Source organism: Streptomyces scopuliridis RB72 (genome assembly GCF_000718095.1).
GTDB classification, from domain to species: domain Bacteria; phylum Actinomycetota; class Actinomycetes; order Streptomycetales; family Streptomycetaceae; genus Streptomyces; species Streptomyces scopuliridis.
This window is the reverse complement of sequence record NZ_JOEI01000011.1, coordinates 137,172-156,212: the sequence shown is the minus strand read 5'-3', so window position 1 is coordinate 156,212 and position 19,041 is coordinate 137,172. Positions and strand designations below refer to the sequence as shown.

The following is a 19,041-nucleotide window of genomic DNA, read 5'->3' as shown; positions in this document are numbered from 1 at the left end:
CGTTCACCGCGCTCAACAGATGACGCCGCCAAGGAAGGGACGCGCAGCCATCCACCCCGGTCCTGCCCGCGACCGCGCTCATCCGACCCGGCACACTGTCGGGGGCGGTTCCGGATCCGGTGCCCGCCCGACGACCGCCGTGGGAGGCACGATGGCGCTGCAGATCAGCGCGACCAATCCGGAGCAGCCGGCCGTGCTGCTGGATCTGCCGTGGAACACTCCGCTCGACCAGTGGCCGGATGAGTGCCTGGTCGCGCTCCCGCGCGGTATCTCGCGCCATGTCGTGCGCTTCGCCTCGGCGGGGCCCGAGGTCGTGGCGGTCAAGGAGATATCCGAGCGCGGGGCGGTCCGCGAGTTCGGTCTGCTGCGTGATCTGCACCGGCTCGGGATCCCGGCCGTGGACCCGGTCGCGGTGGTGACCGGGCGCGTGGACGCGGACGGCGCGCCCCTGGAGCCTGCGCTGATCACACGGCATCTCAAGGGATCGCTGCCGTACCGCTCGATGTTCGAGTCGACGATGCGGCCGACCACCGTCAAGCGGCTGATGGATGCGCTGGCCGTCCTGCTCGTACGACTCCATCTCGCCGGGTTCGCCTGGGGCGACTGCTCGCTGTCCAACGCGCTCTTCCGGCGTGACGCGGGCGCGTACGCCGCGTATCTGGTGGACGCCGAGACCGGGCAGATCCAGCAGAACCTGAGCCGGGGACAACGCGATTACGACATCGAGCTGGCGCGCGTGAACATCGCCGGGGAGCTGATGGACCTGGAGGCGTCGGGCGCGCTGCACCCTTCCGTCGATCCGGTGCCGTTCGGCGCGGCGATCGTCCAGCGGTACGAGGATCTCTGGCACGAGGTCACGCGCGAGTCGGTCTATCCGGTGGACAAGCGGCACTACATCGACCGCCGGATCCGCCGGCTCAACGATCTCGGCTTCGATGTCGCGGAGATGCAGATCGAGCGCTCCCCGGTGGGTGACACGGTCACCTTCCTGCCGAAGGTGGTGGACGCGGGCCATCACCAGCGGCAGCTGCTGCGGCTGACCGGCCTGGACGCCGAGGAGAACCAGGCGCGCCGGCTGCTCAACGACCTGGAGAGCTGGATGGCCGGCGAGGAGGACTACGCGCCCGGCGATCCGCTGGGGGCGCGGCCCGAGGTCCTCGCCCACCGCTGGGTCCGCGATGTCTTCCGGCCGACCGTACGGGCCGTACCGCTGGAGATGCGCGGCGAGATGGACGCGGCGCAGATCTACCACGAGGTGCTGGAGCACCGCTGGTATCTGTCGGAGGCCGCCGGGCGCGATGTCGGCCTGGACGCGACGATCGCGGACTACCTCGTGAACGTCCTGCCGCACACGGTGAACGCGATGACGCCTCCGGGGACGGACACGACGGGCGGTCTCTCGCCCTGATTCCGGGGCCCCGCGCCTCACTGGCCCCGCGCTTCACTGGCCCCGCGCCTTACTGGAGAGCGCGTACCGCCGCCGCGAAGACCGCGGGCATCCGAGCCGCCGCCGGGACGATCAGCCGGGCTCCCGTCGCGTGGCCGCCGACCCTCAGCAACCCCTCCGTCAGCAGCCGGTGGCGCCGGGACAGCGCGCGCCATCGCCGCTCGTACTCCTGCGGCCGGCCGGCCCGCAGACACCGTACGGCCGCCTCCGCCGAGGCCAGCGCGAGCGCGATGCCCTCGCCGGTGAGGGCGTCGACATACCCGGCCGCGTCGCCGACGAGCAGCACCCGGCCCGCGCTGCGGCGGCGTACCCGCTGGCGCAGGGGGCCGGCGCCGCGCACGGCGCCGACCGGCTCGCCGTCCAGCAGCGGCAGCAGCCGCGGGAATCCGGCCAGATGGTCGTCGTAACCGCCCTTCGCCGTGGTCAGGACGGCCACCCCGACCAGATCGTCCGCCAGGGGTGTCACATACGCCTCCCCCGCCCGCCCGGACGAAGACCAATGCACCTCCACGAAGTCCGTCCAGGGCTTCATCCGGTAGTGCCGCCGCTGCCCGTACCGCCGGGGCCGCCGGTCCGGAAGGTCCAGGCCGAGGCGGTGCCGTACGGGTGAGCGCAGCCCGTCCGCGGCGACCAGCCAGCGCGCCCGCAGCCCGCCCGCGGTCACGGAGTCCGCGCTCTGCTCCACCTCGCCGACCCGGCCGGTCACGGTCCTGACACCGGCCTCGGCGGCCCGTCGTGCCAGCGCGGCGTGGAGTTCCGTGCGCCGCACCCCGAGCCCGGGTCCGTCGTCGAACGGCGCCTCGGCCCGGTGGGTGCCATGGACATAGCGGATGCCGCGCAACGGATGGCCCGGGAGGAGGTCGAGGCCGAGGGCGGACAACGCGCGTACGCCGCTCGGCATCACGCCTTCACCGCACGCCTTGTCGACGGGGGTGGTGCGGGGTTCGATCACGACCGTCTCCAGGCCGGCCAGCGCGGCATGGACCGCGGTGGCGAGACCGGCGGGTCCGCCGCCCACCACCAGCAGATCGATCATGGCCGGGCGCCGGCGGTGGCGGACTCCAGCGCGCGGTTCTCGCACCGTATCCGGATCGTCAGCAGCACCGCGTTGAACGCGGTGAACAGCAGCGCGGTGATCCAGGCGCCGTGCACGAGCGGCAGCGCGATCCCCTCCGCCGCCACCGCCACATAGTTGGGGTGCCGCAGCAGCCGGTACGGGCCGCCCGTCACCAGCGGAAGTCCCGGCACGACCAGCACCCGGGTGTTCCAGCGCGGGCCGAGCGTACGGATGCACCACCAGCGCAGCGCCTGCGCGGCCAGCACGACGGCGAGCATCGGCCCGCCGAGTGCCGGGTCGAACGGCCGGTCGGCCAGCCATACTTCCGCGAGACAGCCGAGCAGCAGCAGGGTGTGCAGGGCGACCATCGGCGGGTAGTGCCGCCGCCCCCGCTCGACGGCGCCGCGCGCCAGACTCCAGCGCGCGTTGCGGCGGGCGACGACAAGCTCGGCCACGCGCTCCGCGCCCACGGCCAGTACCAGCGCGGTGTACCAGATCATGTCTCCCGTCCCTCCCTCTCTTCTCCCCGTCCCTCTGTCTCTTCTTCCTGTCGCTCTTTGCCGACGCCGCCGGCCCTACCAGCGGAGCAGCACGAGCTCGGAGCAGAATCCGGGCCCCATCGCCAGCAGCAGCCCGTACGTACCGGGCGGTGGCGGGCGCTCGGCCAGCGTGTCACGCAGTACATGCAGTACGGAGGAGGACGACAGATTCCCCACCGCCGCCAGCGAACGCCAGGTCATGTCGAGGGCATCGGCGGGCAGTTCCAGCACCTCTTCGACGGCTTCCAGCACCTTCGGCCCGCCGGGATGGCACACCCACGCGGTGATGTCCTCGCGCGTCAGCCCGTTGTCGGCGAGGAATCCGGCGACGTCCGCGGCGAGGTTCTTGCGGACAAGCTCCGGAACGCTCGCGTCCAGAACGATACGGAAGCCGGAGCCCGTGATGTCCCAGCCCATCGCCTGCTCGGTGTCCGGATACAGATGGCTGCGCGTTTCGACGACGACGGGGCCGATGGGCCGGCGCCGGGGGCCGCAGGCGACGACGGCCGCGGCGCCGTCCCCGAAGAGCGCGGTGGCGACGAGGTTGGCGGACGAGACGTCGTCGCGCTGGAAGGTGAGCGAGCACAGCTCGACCGAGAGAAGGACGGCCACATCGTCGGGCCGCCCGAGCAGATAGTCGTGCAGCCGCGCGATGCCCGCCGCCCCCGCCACACAGCCGAGCCCGAAGACCGGCACTCTCTTCACGTCGGAGCGCAGTCCGAGCCGCCCGACGAGGCGCGCGTCCACGGACGGCGCGGCAATACCCGTCACCGAGGTGAACATCAGCAGATCGACATCGCGCGGGGAGAACCCCGCCGCGTCGAGTGCCCCGCCGACGGCCTCGGCTCCGAGCGGTAGCGCCCCGGCGATGAAGGCGTCGTTCACGGCCCCGAAGTCCTTGAGCCCGTCGTACTGTTCGAGTGGCAGTGCCGTATGGCGCGTGTCCACGCGGGCGCCGCGGTGCAGCCGGTCGAGTACCTGCCGGTCGGCACCTGCGGGCAGACAGGTCTTGGCGACCATGTCCGTGATGTCGTGCTGGGCGTACCGATGCGGAGCCAGGGCTCCATGGACGGCTGCGATGCGAGTCATCTGCGGTCCGAGGTCGGGGGCGACTGACGTGCAATCCCTGCCCCCGCTCGGTCGTGCCACACACGAAGTCGCCTGTACGGCCCCTCAGGGTCGGTTTCACGACCGCGCCATGACGGGCGGTCCGGCGTCGGGAGCCGTACGGACGTGACGGACCGCCCGCTGTCGGTGGGGCTGCCTACGATGGGCGCGTGGACGTTACCGAGCAGGCGGGGAGCACCGTGCGTAGGCCGCTCGGCGGGGCGCCCGGAGGGTGGCCGCGCCAGTTGGCCGCGCTGCTGGGGGCGTGCCATCCGGGGCCCACGGTCGCGGTGACGCTGCTGGTCGCGGGGCTCGCGGTGGCCGCCGGGCAGGACGCGTCCGGCTGTCTGCTGGTGACCGCCGCCGTCCTGACGGGGCAGTTGTCGGTCGGCTGGAGCAATGACGCCGTCGACGCGGCGCGGGACACGGCGGCCGGCCGGCGCGCCAAGCCCGTGGTGGGCGGGGCCGTCGGCGTGCGTACCGTACGGGCCGCGGCCCTGACGGCGCTGGCGCTGTGCGTTCCGCTGTCGCTGGCGTACGGGGCGCTCGCGGGCGTGGTGCATCTGCTGGGGGTGGCCGCGGCCTGGCTGTACAACGTCCGGCTGAAAGCGACGGTGCTGTCGTGGCTGCCGTACGCGATCGGGTTCGCGTCCCTGCCCGCCTTTGTGACGCTCGGTCTGCCGGGACAGCCCCGGCCGGACTGGTGGATCGTCACCGCCGCGGCGCTGGTGGGGGTCGGCGCCCATCTCGGCAATGTGCTGCCGGACATCGAGGCGGATCTCGCCCTGGGGGTACGGGGCTGGCCGCAGCGGCTGGGGCCGGCCGCGGTGCGGCTGCTGCTGCCGGCCCCGCTGGTGGCGGCGACGGTCCTGCTCGCGCTCGGCGGAGTGGGCGCGCTCGGTGCCGTCGCCGTCGCCCTGGCGCTGATCACGGCGGTCGGCGGCTCACTGCTGGGCCGCCACCGTCCCAAGGCGCCGTTCCTCGCGGCGATCGTGGTCGCGGGCGCCGATGTCGGGCTGCTGCTGTGGCAGGGGGCCGCGCTCAGCTGACCCGGCTCGGCCGGACCCTGCGTCGACCGCGGTACGGCGTCAGCCGGAGGCGCCGAGCCGGTCGCGGAGGAAGGCGATCGTACGCTCCCAGGCGAGCGCGGCGGATGCGGCGTGGTACGCCTCGGGGCGGCCGTCGTTGAAGAAGGCGTGGCCCGCCCCCGAGTAGAGATGGAGGACCGGAACGATCCCGGACTGGGACTCGATCGCGGTACGCAGCTCCTTGAGGGACGACGGCGGAACGGTGTCGTCGTCCTCGCCGTAGTGGCCCAGGATCTCGGCCTTGAGGTTCGAGAAGTCGGGCACTCCGTCCCGGTTGACGCCGTAGAACGGTACGGCCGCGGAGATCCGCTGGTCCTTGGCGGCGAGGCTGAGCACGAATCCGCCGCCCATGCAGAAGCCGACGGTGCCGATCGTGTCGCCGTCCGTCTCGGGCCGCGCGAGCAGATAGTCGACGGCGCCGGAGAGAAGCTCGACGCCCCGCTCGGTGGGCAGTTCGCCCATCATGCGCAGCGCCTCGCCGGAGTCATGGGCGACCCGGCCGCCGTACAGATCCGGGGCGAGCGCGACAAATCCCGCCCGTGCGAAGCGGTCGGCGATGTCCTTGATGTGGGCGGTCAGGCCCCACCACTCCTGGATGACGATGACGCCGGGGCCGTGTCCGGCGGGCGGTACGGCGAGATAGCCGTACGCGGTCGTTCCCGCGCTCGGGAACGAGACGTTCTGCAGGGTGGATTCGGTGGGCGCGGTGGAGTCGTTGGAGTCGATCGGCTCGGTGGCCATGGCGGGTGCTCCCAGCTCTGGTGCGGTGACGGGGCGACCTCGCGATCGTATGAAAAGGGGGCGTCCGGCGGGTGTACGCCTCTCCGGACCGCGCCCGGGTCCACCCGACGGGCACGCTGCGGCGGTCTCGCGCGTTGTCGGAGTGGCTCTGTGTGACACCTGAGGAGAGATGACGGAATGGCCCTGTGGGACCGGTTCAAGGAATCCGCCGCGACGATGCAGACGCAGCTCATGGCGAAGAAGAACGACCTCAAGAGCGGCTCGTTCCGCGACGCGAGCATGGCGATGTGCGCGCTGGTCGCCGCGGCCGACGGCTCCGTCGACCCCGCCGAGCGCCAGCGGGTCGCCTCGTTGATCGCCACCAATGAGGTGCTGCGGAACTTCCCCGCGGAAGACCTCCAGCGCCGCTTCGACGACTATCTCAACAAGCTGACGGCCGACTTCGCGTTCGGCAAGGTGGGCGTCCTCCAGGAGGTGGGCAAGGCCAGGAAGAAGCCCGTCGAGGCACGGGCCGTCATCCAGATCGGCATCGTCATCGGCGGCGCCGACGGCGACTTCGACAAGACGGAGCAGGCCGTGGTCCGCGAAGCCTGCTTCGCGCTCGACCTGCCGCCGCACGAGTTCGACCTCTGATCCGGCCGACCGGTCGGATACGCGCGGGGCGGTGGCCGTCGGCCACCGCCCCGCGGTCGTACGTCCAGGTCCCCTGGCGTCCTCGCTCAGCTCTTTCCGCGCCGCCCGGCGGGGTCGGTCCTGAACGCCCATGCCATCTCGGGCTCCAGCGCGAAGCGGAAGAGCCGCTGGACCGGTGGCGTACAGAGCAGCGTGACGACCACGCCCGCGAGGACGGTGACGAACACCGCGCCCATGGGCCGGTGCAGCCAGTCGGCGTCGTACCAGTCCCAGGTGCTCGCGCTCTGGGCGAGGAATCCGTGCAGCAGATAGCCGCAGAGCGTGCCCGCTCCCAGCACCGTGAACCACATACGGCGGCCGGGAACCCAGGCGAAGAAGCAGGCGGTCAGTACGAGGGAGCAGCCGAAAAGGGCGAGCGTCATCAGAATCCCGCTCCACCAGGGCGCGCCCAGTTCCTGCGCGCTGTCGCGGTGGAAGAACCACGCCATGTTCATCCGGGTGACGGCCCAGTACGCGAAGACGACCGTGGCGGCGAAGACCGGAACGGCCAGGAGGCGTACTTCCCTGCGGCGGACGAGCTGGAAGTGCTCGGGCTTGAGCCGCAGACCGAGCACGAAGAACGGCAGGAACTGCAGGACCCGCTGGAGATCGAGGTCGTCGCCGATGTCCGGTGAGAGGGTGGCGAGCATGGCGATCGCCAGCGCGACCGGGAGGGGCCACCGCACCAGACGCCAGATCGGCGCCGTCATCCGCCAGACGAAGAGGGCGAGCAGGAACCAGGTCAGATACCAGGGGTCGAGCAGGGTGATCCGCATGGACGGATCGTCCGCGGCCCATCGGCGGAAGAGGCTGTAGGCGACCTCGAACACGATGTACGGCACGGCGATGCCGGTGATCAGCCGGCGCACCCGGTCGGGACGGAAGTCGAAACTTCGGGAGAAATAGCCGGAGATGATGATGAACGCCGGCATATGGAAGGTGTAGACGACGATGTAGAGCGCCGAGACCGCCCGGCTGCCGTCCCGCAGCGGCTCCCACGCGTGTCCCATCGCGACCAGCACGATCGCCAGGAACTTGGCGTTGTCGAAGAACGCGTCCCGCTTCTTGGCCGGTGGCGCGGCCGACGCGGCTTCCGCCGGTTTCGCGGTCGCCGTGACCCGTACCGACTGATCAGTGAGCTGCGTCACATGGCCTCCCAGAGGGAACCCAGATCAGCGAACACGCCTCTTACAGAAAATGTGGGGGGAAAACGAGGGGCAAACATTCAAGGCACCCTAACCAGGGCTCGCGCCGCCTCTCCACCTGGGTGGCGCGGATCGGGCGGCCCCTACCGAGCCGTCACACACTCGCCACACGGCCTCCTTCCGGCCACATCCCCTCAGGCCGCGAGGAGATCCCTCCACTAGACCTTGAGAAGGTCCGCCGCGAGCTGGTCGATCCTGGTCCGCCAGGCTGCCAGGGCCGCGTCCGCGTCGGCGCCCTCGGGACCGGTCTGGGTCAGCACCAGCCGGGCCCCGTGCCCCGTCCCCTCCCCCAGCTCCCAGGTGACCGACCCCCCGGGCCGCCAGGTGTAGGTGAGCGACCTCGGCGCCCGGACCTCCGCGACATGGCCCGCCGGTACGTTCTCGGCGGTGAACCCGATGGGGACGGGCAGGCCCGCCACCGGCTCGATACCGGCCGACAGGACGTCCCAGACGGTCGCGGCCGGCCGCACCAGCTGACGTTCCAGCCGGATCCGCGGACCGGCGGTGTCGCCCCCGGCCGGCTCGGTGGTGCCACGGCCGAGGCCGAACCGCCGCACGTACGTCTCGTGCAGTTCGCCCGTGTCACGGCCGACGGTGACCGGGCCACCGGCGAGCAGCTGGGCCAGGGCGGTGATGCAGAGGTGCCAGCCGGAGGCGAAGCTCGCCGCGCCGGGAAGATCGTCAAAGGTGTGGACGAGCGTGAGCAGCGAGCCCTCGCCGTCGGGCGTGATGGACCAGCTCAGATGGTCGGCGCCCCAGGTGAACGCGAAGAGGCGGGGCTCGTCGACGTCCGTGACGGTGCCGGTCATGCCCGGTCCGCTGACACCGGGGAAGTGGAAGCCCATCGCGCCACCGGGGGTGAGGTCGACGGTCACCTCGGAGGGGAACCACTGGGCGAGAGCGGCGGGTTCGGTGAGCGCGGCCCAGACCCTCTCGGGAGGGTGCGGGAGCCTGCGTTCCATCCGCAGGGCGGTCCGGCCGTCGGGGGCGGTCGTGAGCGTGTCGTCCTGGGAGATGTCGTGCCAGGTGTGGTCGTACGGGGTGCCGTCGTGCGGGTTCGTGTTCATGAGGGGTGTCCTCCATCGCGTCGAGACCTGCCGGACCCCGGCGAGGCCGGCGTCGCGCGGTACCCGCAGATGCTGGCATATGACCCCAGGGCAATGGACGCTCCATCGCGGCGCGGTGTCATGAAATTTCCGCCATACGGGGCGGCGATTACGCTCCGAATCTGGCCGGATCCGTGTCGTGACAGGACGTCAGTAAAGGCTTCATAGTTGGAAGTTCGGGCATTCCAGGGTCGTTTTCCACTCCCCCGGGAAATCGCTCCGCCACGGCGCCCGACGGCACCCGCGCAACGTCACTGCAAAAGCACTGCGGCCCAGGCCATCAGGCCCACGGAACGGCGCAAGGAGAGCGGCCGTGCATGACGAATTCCTGTGCCATGTCACCGCGTACGGAATCAGCGGTGGACAGCGTATCGGCGTTCCGCTGGGAACATATCGCGCTCCCACTCTGGCACTTGCACTGTGGTGGTTGCGGGATCGCGCGACCTGGATCGCGGAACGGCTCGATCCCAGCCCGGAAAGCGAACATTTTCCGGCCGCCGCGCTCACTCCGGTGGCGCAGAGCGTGCCGGACGTACCGACGACACTCCGGACCTGGCGGGACGACACGGCCCATCAGGACATGGTCGCCGAGCATTTGGCGGCCGGGCGTCTCATCCGTGTCGCCACCCGCGACGACACCACGGAATACGAGTTGCTGGCGGAATCGGTGGACGCGCTGCGTATGGACCGCGCGCTGCCGGCTCTGATCACACCGGAAGCCCTGCCGGAGCCGCTTCGCCGGGAACGCCCGCTGGTCGCTTCCGCGCCGGCCTCCGCCCACGAGTACCGAGGACACGGCGGCGATCCGGGCCGGAGGATCGGGGGTGATGATTCCTTCGGGGACACCTTGGAGTTCGGCCGGATATACCGGTAGGGCGGATTACGGGGGAATCCCGGGTTATCGGTGACGGCGCCGCCGGTCAGCGCTCGGGGTTCTCTCCCTGCGCGATCTCGATATGGGTGTGCAGGTCGCTCGCCGCCCCCACGGCCGAGACGCCGGACAGCGTCAGGCACACCAGCAGGGCGCCCGCGACGAGGCGGCGGGTCCGGGGCGTGAGCGCGGGCCGGCCGCTCGCGCCGGTGCCGAGCAGCGCGGCGACCCGCCGGGGCACGGGGCCCGCGGTCGCCGCGAGTACGGTGCGGGGCCTGACCGCCCCGGACAGGCCCGGCACACCGCGGGCGGCCAGCGCGGCGCGCCCGATCGCACGGGCGGCCAGACGCCGGTCGCCGACGGCCGCCGCGGCGGCCTCGTCCGCGGCGCGCTCCAGCGCGTAGCCGAGCGGCTCACGCAGCGCGCGCAGGGCGGGGTGGCAGAGCGCCGCCAGCTCCGCCGCCGCGAGCAGGACATGGTGACGGCCACGCAGATGGGCGCGTTCATGGGCGAACAGCGCCTCACGCTCGGGCGGTTCCAGAGCGCGCAGCATGCCCGTGGTGACGACGATCCGGCCGGGGCGCCCCGGCAGCGCGTACGCGTCGGGCCGGTCGTCCCGTACCACCGCCAGCTCGTCGTCCGTACCGCCGGTGACGGTCCTGGCCCGGCGCAGTTCCGCCCGGTCGCGCCGCGCGGCGGCGGTGAGGGCCGCCGTACGCCAGACCAGCAGCGCCCCGGCGACGAGCGCGAGCGCGATGGTCACCGGAGGCGGTCCGGCCGTCAGCGGCTCGGCGAGTTCACCGAGGACGGCGACGGCGGGCAGATACGACGCGCCCGGCACGACCAGCAGCACCAGGGCCGCCGAGCTGCTGACGGCCAGGACCAGCGCGGCGGCGGTGAGCAGCCAGGCCGCGCGGCGCGGCGGGAGAACGGCGGCGACCCGGCAGGCGGCGGGCGCCGCGAGGAAGGGCATCAGCAGCGGGATCAGTACGAGGTAGGTCATCCGGCCTCTCCGCCGTCCAGCAGGGAGCGCAGCATCCGCTCGTCCTCGTCGTTGAGCTGGGAGACGAAGCGGGCGAGCACCGCGCTGCGGTCCTCGTCCTTCGCCAGCTCGGAGTGCATACGGCGGGCGGTCAGCCCGGGGGCGTCCTCGGTCGGGGAGTACGCGTAGCCGCGCCCCGATCGGATGCGCGTGACACTGCCCTTCTCGTACAGCCGCGACAGAATCGTGGTGACGGTGGTGCGGGCGAGCGATCCACCGAGCGCTTCCTGGACGCGTCCGGGCGTGAGCGGCTCCTCGGCCGCCCACAGCGCGGCGAGCACACCGGCTTCCAGCTCCCCCGCCGGCCGCCGCTCCGCGCCGTCGTCGCCCATGGGAACGCTCCTCCCGTTCTCTTCGTCTACAGTGAAGTAGACCGTCTACAGAACTGTAGTCAATCAGATCGTCAGCGGGACACCTCTGTCCATCCTCCGTCCACCATTATGGGAGCAGCCCTTCAATGGACGTATCCGCCCTCGCGACGATGCCGCAGGCAGTGAACCTTCTCGACGCGGGATCACTGCTCTCCGCGTTCGGCGCCCTCGGCATCGCCTTCGTCCTCTTCGCCGAGACCGGCCTCCTCGTCGGCTTCTTCCTCCCCGGGGACTCGCTGCTCTTCACCGCGGGGCTGCTCTGTGTCTCCGGCGCGAACGGGACCTCGCATCTCTCGCTCCCGCAGGTCCTGATCGCCTCGGTCCTCGGAGCGCTGCTGGGCGCGCAGACCGGCTACTGGATCGGCCGACGGGGCGGCCGGGCGCTGCTGGCGCGCAGCCGCGCCCGCAAGCTCCACGAGGGAGCGGCCCGCGCGGAGGAACTGCTCGACCGGTACGGCCACGCGAAGGCCATCGTGCTCGCCCGCTTCGTCCCGGTCGTACGCACCGTGCTGAACCCGCTGGCCGGCGCCCTGAACGTGCCCGCACGCCTCTTCACGCTCTGGCAGGTCCTCGGCGGCGTGGTCTGGACCGTCGGTCTCGTGCTCGCCGGATACGCGCTCGGCTCGTCCGTACCCAACGTCGACCGTTATCTGCTGCCCATCGTCGCGGTGATCGTGATCATCTCGCTCATTCCGCTGGCCCTGGAGGTACTGCGCTCGCGCCGGGCGGGCACATCCCCGGCCGGGACCGGAGCCGCCGGATCCGTGTCCGAGTCCCCCGAGGAGGCGCGTTGACGGCGAGCGCGTGGGCGGGGACGGCGTCCGCGTCCGAGGACCGGTGGTTCGACGAGGGCCTGTACAGGTCCGTGACCGGCCTGGCGGACCACTCGCCCGGCTGGCTGGACACCGCCGTCTCCCTCTGGTCCACGTACGGTCTGGTCTTCTTCGGCGCGCTCCTGCTGGCCGCGTGGTGGCGCGCCCGGCCGGCGGCCGCGGCCCCGCGCTTCTCGGCGCGGCCCGTCATGGCGCTCGCCGCGCCCCTCGTACTGGTCCTGGCATACGTCGCCGGACTGGCCCTCAAGTCGGTGATGCGGGAGCAGCGGCCCTGCCAGACGCTGCACACCATCACCATCGAGGCCTGCCCTCCGCTGGGGGACTGGTCGCTGCCGAGCAACCACGCCGCGATCGCGGCGGCGGCGGCCGTCGCGCTGCTGTTCGTCGACCGCGCGCTCGCGGCCGTCGCGGTCCCGGCCGCGCTGCTGATGGCCGGATCACGGGTCTGGGTCGGGGCACACTACCCGCACGATGTCGTCCTCGGGCTGCTGGTCGGGACGGTCGTGGCCTGGGCGCTGATGAGCCTCGCGCGACGTACCGCTCCGCTGGCCGAACGGCTCCATGACACCCCGCTGCGCCCGCTGGTGGCCCGGCGGTGAGCCGTGCCGCACCGCCGGTCCGCAGAGCCGTCCGTACGGCGCCGCTGACCGTCACCGCGCTCTGCGCCGCGGCCTTCGCCCTGCTGGCCGTGCTCGTGACCGGCCGCAGCGGCGCCCCGTTCCCACTGGACACGGACGCGCTCGACTGGTCGCTGGGGCACCGCTCGTCCCCGGCGGGCGTCACGGCGGCGCGGGCCGTGACAGCGAGCGGCACCGGGCCGTACCCCTATCTCTGCGCCGTCGTGGCCGGGCTGCTCGCCGGCCGCGATCCGCGGCACCGGCTGCTGGCGGCGGCCGGCGCGCTGGTGTTCCTCCTCGCGGGGCAGGCCGCCCGCTATGGCCTCCTGGCGGCGGTGGCCCGTCCCCGGCCACCGATGGCGGACTGGCTGACCCATGCCTCCGGTTACGCGTTCCCCTCCGGGCACACCACCACATCGGCGCTGGCGGCGGGTCTGCTGATCTGGGGCCTCGTACGCCTCGGCCGCCGGTCCCACGCGATCCCCGGATGGCTGAGAGGCGTGCTCATCGCGCTCCTCGTCTGCTGGGCCGTCGCCGTGGGGCTGAGCCGGATCTATCTCGGGGTGCACTGGGCCACGGATGTCGTGGGCGGATGGCTCTACGCCGCCACCTGGCTCGGCCTGGGCGCGTCCTTCATCCCGGCCCGACGGCCGCATCCGTAAGCGTGTGCCCGTAAGCGCTCGCCGTATCGGCCGCCGGAACGGCCGATGAGTCCCGGACGCCGCGGGCGTCTACCTCTTCGACAGCCTTTATCGAGGAAGGACGGCCGTCATGTTCGGCAACAGCAGAGCGTTCAGCGGATTCGCCGTGGACGACATCGAGAAGGCCCGGCAGTTCTACGGCGAGACGCTGGGACTGAAGGTGGAAGAGGAGCACGGCCTGCTGCGTCTGCGTCTCGCGGGCGGCGCCGCCGTGCTCGTCTACCCGAAGCCCGGTCACACACCCGCGTCGTTCACGATTCTCAACTTCCCGGTGGACGACATCGACACGGCGGTGGACGAACTGGGCCGCCGCGGCGTGACCTTCGAGCGCTACCCCGGTATGGAAGCGGACGAGAAGGGCATCTTCCGGGGCGGCGGCCCGTACATCGCGTGGTTCACGGACCCGGCGGGGAACATCCTGTCCGTGCTCCAGGACCGTTAGGGCCTCTCGTTCGGAGAAGCGCTCTCAGAGCGCGCGGTGCATGATGTGCACCCCGACATAGCCGTGCGCCGGGTGCAGGAAGCCCTCCGGGAGCGTGCCCAGTACCTCGAAGCCGAGCGACCGGTACAGCTTCACCGCGTGCACGTTGGTCTCGACGACGGCGTTGAACTGCATCGCGCGGTACCCCGCCGCACGGGCCCAGTCGATCGTGTACGTACAGAGCGCCCTGCCCACCCCGCGCCCCGCGTGCGCCGGGTCGACCATGTAGCTCGCGCTCGCGATGTGCGAGCCGTTGCCCATGTGGTTCCGGTTCATCTTCGCCGTGCCCAGGACCGTGCCCCCGTCGTCCACGGCGACGACGGTACGGTTCGGAGGCGCGACGAGCCACATGTCGCGCCCGTCGGTCTCACTGAGCCCGAGGGGGTAGGTGAAGGTCTCGCCGGCGGCGACGATCCGGTGGAAGAACGGCCAGATGGCGGGCCAGTCCTCGGTGGTGGCTTCCCTGATCAACATGCGGCCAGGATGCCCGTACGCCCCGCGCACCCACCAGTACTTTTCCCGCTCACGCCTTGGTGACGGCCACGGCCGACCGCAGTGGGGCGCCCGCGTCGTGCAGGCTTCTGAGCGCCTGGCGGTAGGAGGTGAGGAGACTCGTCTCCAGATAGTCGATCCCGAGCTCCTGGCAGTAGCGCCGGACGACGGGCTGCGCCCGGCGCAGATGCGGGGTGGGCATGCTCGGGAAGAGATGGTGCTCGATCTGGTAGTTGAGCCCGCCCAGCGCGAGATCGGTGAACCAGCCGCCGCGCACATTGCGCGAGGTGAGGACCTGGCGCCGCAGGAAGTCGGGGCGGTCGTCGCCGGTCAGGGTGGGCATGCCCTTGTGGTTGGGGGCGAAGATCGAGCCCAGGTACAGGCCGAACAGACACTGGTGGACGGCGAGGAAGGCCACCGCCTTGCCGGGCGGCAGGACCACGAACAGCGCGCCGAGATAGAGCGCGAAGTGGGTGAAGAGCAGCAGACCCTCCTGGCGCCGCTGCTTCAGCGAACGGTCCGCCAGCGCCCGTACCCCGGCCACATGGAGGTTGATGCCCTCCAGCGCGAGAAGCGGGAAGAACAGATAGGCCTGCGAGCCGCCGATCAGCCGGGGCAGCCCCTTGGCCGCGCGCGCCTGACCGCGGGTCCACACCAGTACGTCGGGCTCGACGTCCGGATCCAGCTCCACGTGGTTCGGATTGGCGTGGTGCCGGGAGTGCTTGTCCTGCCACCAGCCGTATCCCATGCCGATACCGAGATTCCCGGCGATCCGGCCCGCCCAGGCGCTGGCCCGGCGCAGCCGGAAGACCTGGCGATGCCCCACGTCATGCGCGACGAGGGCGACCTGTCCGAAGACGACCGCGAGGAACGCGGCGACGGCGAGCGTCCACCAGCTGTCGCCGAGGAGGGCGAAGGCCGCCCAGCCGGCCGCGTAGCACGCGGCGATGAGTGACATCCGCACCAGGTAGTACCCGGGACGCCGGCGCATCAGACCGGCCGCGGTCATTTTCCTGGCCAGGCAGGCGAAATCACTGCCGGCTTCCCGCCGCTTTTCGAGAACCGCGGGTTCACCTGAGGGATGGATCGGCATTCAGCCACGCCTTTCGGGTCGATCACGACCGTCTTGAGCCGGCTGTGTGAATTTCGTACACCGACCGGGAATGTTTTTCGAGTGTAACCGTCCGCCATCCCCGAACGGCGGATACGGACGCGGTCGGCATCGGTCCGATGCCCCCGCCGGGTACTGCCATGAACATACGGATAAGCAGAGGATAAGCAGAGGAGAGGCGAGTTGCTCATGTTCGAAGCTGAGGACATCCGGGAGTGGCGCGGCCATGCTGTGGTCGATGCCGAAAAGCGGAAGATCGGCTCGCTGGAAGCCATCTACGTCGACACCGCGACGGACGCCCCGTCGTTCGCCACGGTCACGATCGGTCTGCCCACGAAACGGCGGCTGGTCTTTGTCCCGCTGGCCGCGGCCACTGTCGGACCGAATTATCTGAAGGTCCCGTGGGACCGGAAACTCGCCAAGGACGCCCCGTCGATCGATACCGACGGGGAGCTGCTCGCCGAGGACGAACCGCGGATCTTCTCGCACTACGGACTGCCCTACGCGACCGGCGCGCAGGGCGAGCGCCGGCTCGGCCGCCGCTGAAAAAGACGCCGCGGGGCGCGGTGCCGCCACAGGGAGTATGTGCCGCGCCGCGCGCCGGGGGCCGCTGGGGAATCAGGCGAGGTTTTTCTCGATATTCGCCAGATACGCGGGCATGAAGTGGTCGCGAATTCCGTCGGAGGCGGGCGCGAACAGATCGGCGGTACGCCCCTTGATCCGGTCCTTGAGCCCGTCGATCAGCGGCATCCGGTCGTGGAGTACGCCGTCGGCGTCGAAATACTTGACGTGGTCCACATGGGTGAAGACCGGCGCCGGCGGGACCTGCGGAACGATGTCGTTGTTGTTGACGAAGCGGTAGGTGCGGCCCTTCAGCGCGGTGTTGTGCGCGGCGGCGAGCAGCCGGTCGCAGGTGCGGGGCTGTCCGTACGTATAGATACCGTCGGCGAGGATCCGCGGCTCCTCGAAGTACAGCCGGCCGCCGGCGAGCATGGCGAGGGCGCCGCCCAGGCTGTGCCCGGTGAACCACACCGTCTGGCCGCCGGTACGGAACTTCTCGATGGCGGACCGTACGTCCGGATACACCGAGGCGAGTGCCCGGTGGAAGCCGAAGTGGACGAAACCCTTGTCGCCCGGTCCCGGCACGGGCGGGGTGTTGGCGTCGGTCAGCCAGTCACGGATCTCCAGCGGCTGGGTGCCGCGGAACGCGGCGATGATCATCCGGTCGCTGGCGGCGACGTACGCCTGGGTGTCCTCCAGGGGGAACGGCAGTTCATGGCGGGCCTCGACGTGCCGGAATTGGCCGAACCCCCAGCCGGCGAGGACGGTCCGCACCTCGTCCTCGTCCTGGTAGGCCAGCTCCGCGGCCTTCGCCAGCCAGTAGGCATGGGCCAGTTGATAGCCGGTCGTCTGGTGGTCGAGCGGGGCGACGGGCATGGCGGACCTCCGGGGCGTACGTGAACACGGGCGTGAGGTGACGGGTCCGATGATTGATCATTCTCCGGACCCGCCACAGGCCCGCGTTCACCCGCACGGGCGGCGTGCGGGAGCGCGCGGGGCGTACCGGCTCGCCGCTCCCGCGTGCGTTCCGCACCCCGGCTGCCGCCGGGCTCGTGCCGTCGGCGTCCTCAGGACACCGGCCGCCGGGGAACGTCGAGACGCTCCGTCGGTCCCCCGAAGGGCAGGAACAGCGACCGGGCGGCGAGGAGCCACTCGTCCCCGACCTTGCGGAAGGTGTCCTCGTAATGGCCGACGTTCGCCGGTGGCCGGGCCGGGACGATGCCCTCGGTGTAGCCGTCGACCCGATAGGTCGCGAAGTACGAGAGGGCCGTGGCCGTGGTCGGGGAGTCCACGGTGACGAGGACGTTCGTACTCATCCGGCGCGACAGCCGGTCCGCGGGCCGGGAGCCGAAGTAGGCGCGGAGCGCGTCGCGCCCTTCCACCCGACGGCCGTCATGAGCCCACTCCCAGACCCCGTCGGGCGTGAACAGGTCGGCGACCGTGCCCGGTTCCCCGAGGTCGAGCCGGCGGATGAACTCGGTGATCAGACGTTCGCACGCCCGCTCCGCGAGCAGACGTTCCAGGGGGCCGAGGTGGTCCGTGGTCATCTCCATCGCCACTTCCTAGCAGGCGACGCCCCGTCAGCGCCTGGCGATTTCACGGGTACGGCGCCCATCGCCCGAGCCGGTCGAGGTGGCCGAAACTCGACGATCATTCGTCCAATTGGTCTGGACCACATAGGCGGTGACCGCTAGGGTCCCTGCCAGCCGACACCCCGCACCGAGCACCCCCCGACCGGCCCCACCCTGCCCCGCTCCCCCTGTCGGCTCCGTACCAAGGACCGAAGTACCGTGATTGATATCGTTGTCGTACTCCGGGCCGAGGACGCCGTCCTCGACTTCCTGTCCGTACTCACCGACGACGGCGGTGGCGAGACCCGGGTGATCCTCGCCGATCGCGCCGAGACGCTGATCCTCGGCGCGGGCATGGACGCGCCGGAACGCCTCGCCCTGATCGCGTCCCATGTCGGGCCCGTGACGGACGGCATCGCCTCGCCGGGGCCCGAGGTACTCGCCACGCTTCTGCGTCAGGCGGCCGCCGGGCGGCCCTGCCGGATCTGGACGCACTCCCCCGCGGACAACCGGCGCAGTCGCGGGCGCCTCGGCCGTGACACCGCCCTCGCCCGCGCCGCCGACGCCGAAGACGCCGATGCCGATGCCGGCCTCACGAGGGCCGAGTTGCGGCACGCCGTCGGGTTCTCGCCGTACCTCCAGATCCTCAGCGATCTCGACCGCCCGCTGGGGCGCGAACACATCGCCGCCAAGCTGGACTTCGTCAATGGCTCGTGCGGGCATCTGCTGGCCGAGGCCGACCCGGAGTTCGTCGTCCAGACACCGCATGTCCCGGCCGTCGAGCGCTTCTTCGACACCGACCCCGATCAGCGTGAGCGGCTCTTCGCGCTGCTCGCCAGCCTGGACGACGAGGCGGCGTCCGTGGTCGACCCCTGGGAGTTCGGCAGTTCGCCGTACGAGGCACGGCGGCTGGACGCCACCGCGGCGTGGGTACGGGAGCGGTGCACAGGAGTTGGCTCCGGCGGCACGCTGGTGGAGGTGGGGGCCTGTGAGGGGGCGCTGACCCACCGGCTCGCCGCCGCCGGCTTCACCGTACGGGCCACCGAACCCAACGCGGTCTTCCGGCCCCGGCTCACCGCCGCGCTCGCCGGTACCGACGGGGTCACCGTGGACGGCGCCGACCTCGCGGAACTGGCCAAGGAAGACGCTCCCCGCGCCACCGCGCAGCTGCTGATCGAGATGCTCTACTACGGCCAGGATCTGGCGCTCCTCGACGATCTGGCCACGGATCTCGTCTTCGTCGCCCTCGAACCCGACGCGCTCGCCTCGCGCGTACGCCCCTGGCTGGAGCGGTCCGCCACCTGGCGGGCGGACGAGGAGATCGTGCTCGTGCCCCCGCAACTGGAGACCGTCTGCGCGGGACGCGCGTATCTGAGCAAGCGCGGCAGCGTGGGGCTGCTCCTGCGGCGCACGAACGGCTGACCGCCC

21 protein-coding genes and 1 pseudogene are annotated in these 19,041 nt (G+C 71.3%); 10 read left to right on the top strand and 12 right to left on the bottom strand.

Annotated features, from left to right (window positions below; all coding sequences use genetic code 11):
* Positions 1-151 precede the first annotated feature (151 nt).
* The gene (locus tag IF11_RS0116240; protein ID WP_051745970.1) at positions 152-1,408 is read left to right on the top strand and encodes a DUF4032 domain-containing protein; all 1,257 of its coding nucleotides are present in this window, start codon (positions 152-154) and stop codon (positions 1,406-1,408) included.
* A gap of 49 nt (positions 1,409-1,457) precedes the next feature.
* Here IF11_RS0116240 and IF11_RS0116235 read toward each other — a convergent pair whose 3' ends face one another.
* The 3 genes from IF11_RS0116235 to IF11_RS0116225 form a co-directional block, all read right to left on the bottom strand.
* Positions 1,458-2,483 carry an NAD(P)/FAD-dependent oxidoreductase gene (locus IF11_RS0116235; protein ID WP_030352314.1) on the bottom strand — a complete coding sequence of 342 codons (1,026 nt, stop codon included), beginning with the start codon at positions 2,481-2,483 and terminating at the stop codon, positions 1,458-1,460.
* Entirely contained in the window at positions 2,480-3,004 is a 525-nt protein-coding gene (locus IF11_RS0116230; protein ID WP_030352313.1) for an isoprenylcysteine carboxyl methyltransferase family protein, read from the bottom strand. Before IF11_RS0116230 ends, IF11_RS0116235 begins: the two co-directional genes overlap by 4 nt.
* Positions 3,005-3,079: 75 nt before the next feature.
* Positions 3,080-4,132, bottom strand: a complete 1,053-nt coding sequence (locus IF11_RS0116225) for a type III polyketide synthase (protein WP_030352312.1) — start codon at positions 4,130-4,132, stop codon at positions 3,080-3,082.
* A 188-nt stretch (positions 4,133-4,320) separates the two neighbouring features.
* Here IF11_RS0116225 and IF11_RS0116220 point away from each other — a divergent pair, with 188 nt between their 5' ends.
* Positions 4,321-5,199: a UbiA family prenyltransferase gene (locus tag IF11_RS0116220; protein WP_030352311.1), complete on the top strand. Its 879-nt coding sequence runs from the start codon at positions 4,321-4,323 to the stop codon at positions 5,197-5,199.
* Between the two features lie 39 nt (positions 5,200-5,238).
* Here the strand turns inward: IF11_RS0116220 and IF11_RS0116215 are convergent, their stop codons facing one another.
* On the bottom strand, positions 5,239-5,979 hold the full coding sequence (locus IF11_RS0116215) for a dienelactone hydrolase family protein (RefSeq protein WP_030352310.1): 741 nt from the start codon (positions 5,977-5,979) through the stop codon (positions 5,239-5,241).
* Positions 5,980-6,156: 177 nt separating this feature from the next.
* Between IF11_RS0116215 and IF11_RS0116210 the strand changes: the two genes are divergently transcribed.
* Positions 6,157-6,612 carry a tellurite resistance TerB family protein gene (locus IF11_RS0116210; RefSeq protein ID WP_030352309.1) on the top strand — a complete coding sequence of 152 codons (456 nt, stop codon included), beginning with the start codon at positions 6,157-6,159 and terminating at the stop codon, positions 6,610-6,612.
* A gap of 86 nt (positions 6,613-6,698) precedes the next feature.
* Here the strand turns inward: IF11_RS0116210 and IF11_RS0116205 are convergent, their stop codons facing one another.
* Together IF11_RS0116205 and IF11_RS0116200 are read right to left on the bottom strand one after the other, a co-directional pair.
* Positions 6,699-7,799, bottom strand: coding sequence for an acyltransferase family protein (locus IF11_RS0116205; protein ID WP_240627718.1), 1,101 nt, complete (start codon positions 7,797-7,799; stop codon positions 6,699-6,701).
* Positions 7,800-8,014: 215 nt separating this feature from the next.
* Complete coding sequence (locus IF11_RS0116200) at positions 8,015-8,923, bottom strand: SRPBCC family protein (protein ID WP_078490719.1); 909 nt, start codon at positions 8,921-8,923, stop codon at positions 8,015-8,017.
* A 352-nt stretch (positions 8,924-9,275) separates the two neighbouring features.
* Here IF11_RS0116200 and IF11_RS0116195 point away from each other — a divergent pair.
* Positions 9,276-9,683, top strand: a pseudogene (locus tag IF11_RS0116195) (hypothetical protein); the annotation flags it as partial.
* A 199-nt stretch (positions 9,684-9,882) separates the two neighbouring features.
* Here the strand turns inward: IF11_RS0116195 and IF11_RS0116190 are convergent.
* Complete coding sequence (locus IF11_RS0116190) at positions 9,883-10,836, bottom strand: M48 family metalloprotease (protein ID WP_030352305.1); 954 nt, start codon at positions 10,834-10,836, stop codon at positions 9,883-9,885.
* Positions 10,833-11,207, bottom strand: coding sequence for a BlaI/MecI/CopY family transcriptional regulator (locus tag IF11_RS0116185; RefSeq protein ID WP_030352304.1), 375 nt, complete (start codon positions 11,205-11,207; stop codon positions 10,833-10,835). The genes IF11_RS0116190 and IF11_RS0116185 overlap by 4 nt, the downstream gene beginning before the upstream one ends.
* 125 nt (positions 11,208-11,332) lie before the next feature.
* On the opposite strand from IF11_RS0116185, the gene IF11_RS0116180 reads away from it, so the two are divergent.
* The 4 genes from IF11_RS0116180 to IF11_RS0116165 all read left to right on the top strand — a co-directional run bounded on the left by IF11_RS0116180 (position 11,333) and on the right by IF11_RS0116165 (position 13,839).
* Complete coding sequence (locus tag IF11_RS0116180; protein ID WP_030352303.1) at positions 11,333-12,040, top strand: DedA family protein; 708 nt, start codon at positions 11,333-11,335, stop codon at positions 12,038-12,040.
* Positions 12,037-12,678, top strand: coding sequence for a phosphatase PAP2 family protein (locus IF11_RS0116175; RefSeq protein ID WP_420894559.1), 642 nt, complete (start codon positions 12,037-12,039; stop codon positions 12,676-12,678). The genes IF11_RS0116180 and IF11_RS0116175 overlap by 4 nt, the downstream gene beginning before the upstream one ends.
* Positions 12,675-13,358, top strand: coding sequence for a phosphatase PAP2 family protein (locus IF11_RS0116170; RefSeq protein WP_051745969.1), 684 nt, complete (start codon positions 12,675-12,677; stop codon positions 13,356-13,358). Before IF11_RS0116175 ends, IF11_RS0116170 begins: the two co-directional genes overlap by 4 nt.
* Before the next feature lie 109 nt (positions 13,359-13,467).
* Positions 13,468-13,839: a VOC family protein gene (locus IF11_RS0116165; RefSeq protein ID WP_030352300.1), complete on the top strand. Its 372-nt coding sequence runs from the start codon at positions 13,468-13,470 to the stop codon at positions 13,837-13,839.
* Positions 13,840-13,863: 24 nt separating this feature from the next.
* Here IF11_RS0116165 and IF11_RS0116160 read toward each other — a convergent pair whose 3' ends face one another.
* Positions 13,864-14,352 carry a GNAT family N-acetyltransferase gene (locus IF11_RS0116160; RefSeq protein WP_030352299.1) on the bottom strand — a complete coding sequence of 163 codons (489 nt, stop codon included), beginning with the start codon at positions 14,350-14,352 and terminating at the stop codon, positions 13,864-13,866.
* Positions 14,353-14,401: 49 nt separating this feature from the next.
* On the bottom strand, positions 14,402-15,463 hold the full coding sequence (locus IF11_RS0116155; protein WP_030352298.1) for a fatty acid desaturase family protein: 1,062 nt from the start codon (positions 15,461-15,463) through the stop codon (positions 14,402-14,404).
* Between the two features lie 207 nt (positions 15,464-15,670).
* Between IF11_RS0116155 and IF11_RS0116150 the strand changes: the two genes are divergently transcribed.
* Positions 15,671-16,027 (top strand): PRC-barrel domain-containing protein, encoded by a 357-nt coding sequence (locus IF11_RS0116150; RefSeq protein WP_030352297.1) that lies wholly within the window; start codon positions 15,671-15,673, stop codon positions 16,025-16,027.
* A 72-nt stretch (positions 16,028-16,099) separates the two neighbouring features.
* Here IF11_RS0116150 and IF11_RS0116145 read toward each other — a convergent pair whose 3' ends face one another.
* Complete coding sequence (locus tag IF11_RS0116145) at positions 16,100-16,918, bottom strand: lipase family protein (RefSeq protein ID WP_030352296.1); 819 nt, start codon at positions 16,916-16,918, stop codon at positions 16,100-16,102.
* 191 nt (positions 16,919-17,109) lie between these two features.
* Positions 17,110-17,589 (bottom strand): nuclear transport factor 2 family protein, encoded by a 480-nt coding sequence (locus IF11_RS0116140; RefSeq protein ID WP_030352295.1) that lies wholly within the window; start codon positions 17,587-17,589, stop codon positions 17,110-17,112.
* A 243-nt stretch (positions 17,590-17,832) separates the two neighbouring features.
* On the opposite strand from IF11_RS0116140, the gene IF11_RS0116135 reads away from it, so the two are divergent.
* Positions 17,833-19,035 carry an SAM-dependent methyltransferase gene (locus IF11_RS0116135; RefSeq protein ID WP_030352294.1) on the top strand — a complete coding sequence of 401 codons (1,203 nt, stop codon included), beginning with the start codon at positions 17,833-17,835 and terminating at the stop codon, positions 19,033-19,035.
* Positions 19,036-19,041 lie beyond the last annotated feature (6 nt).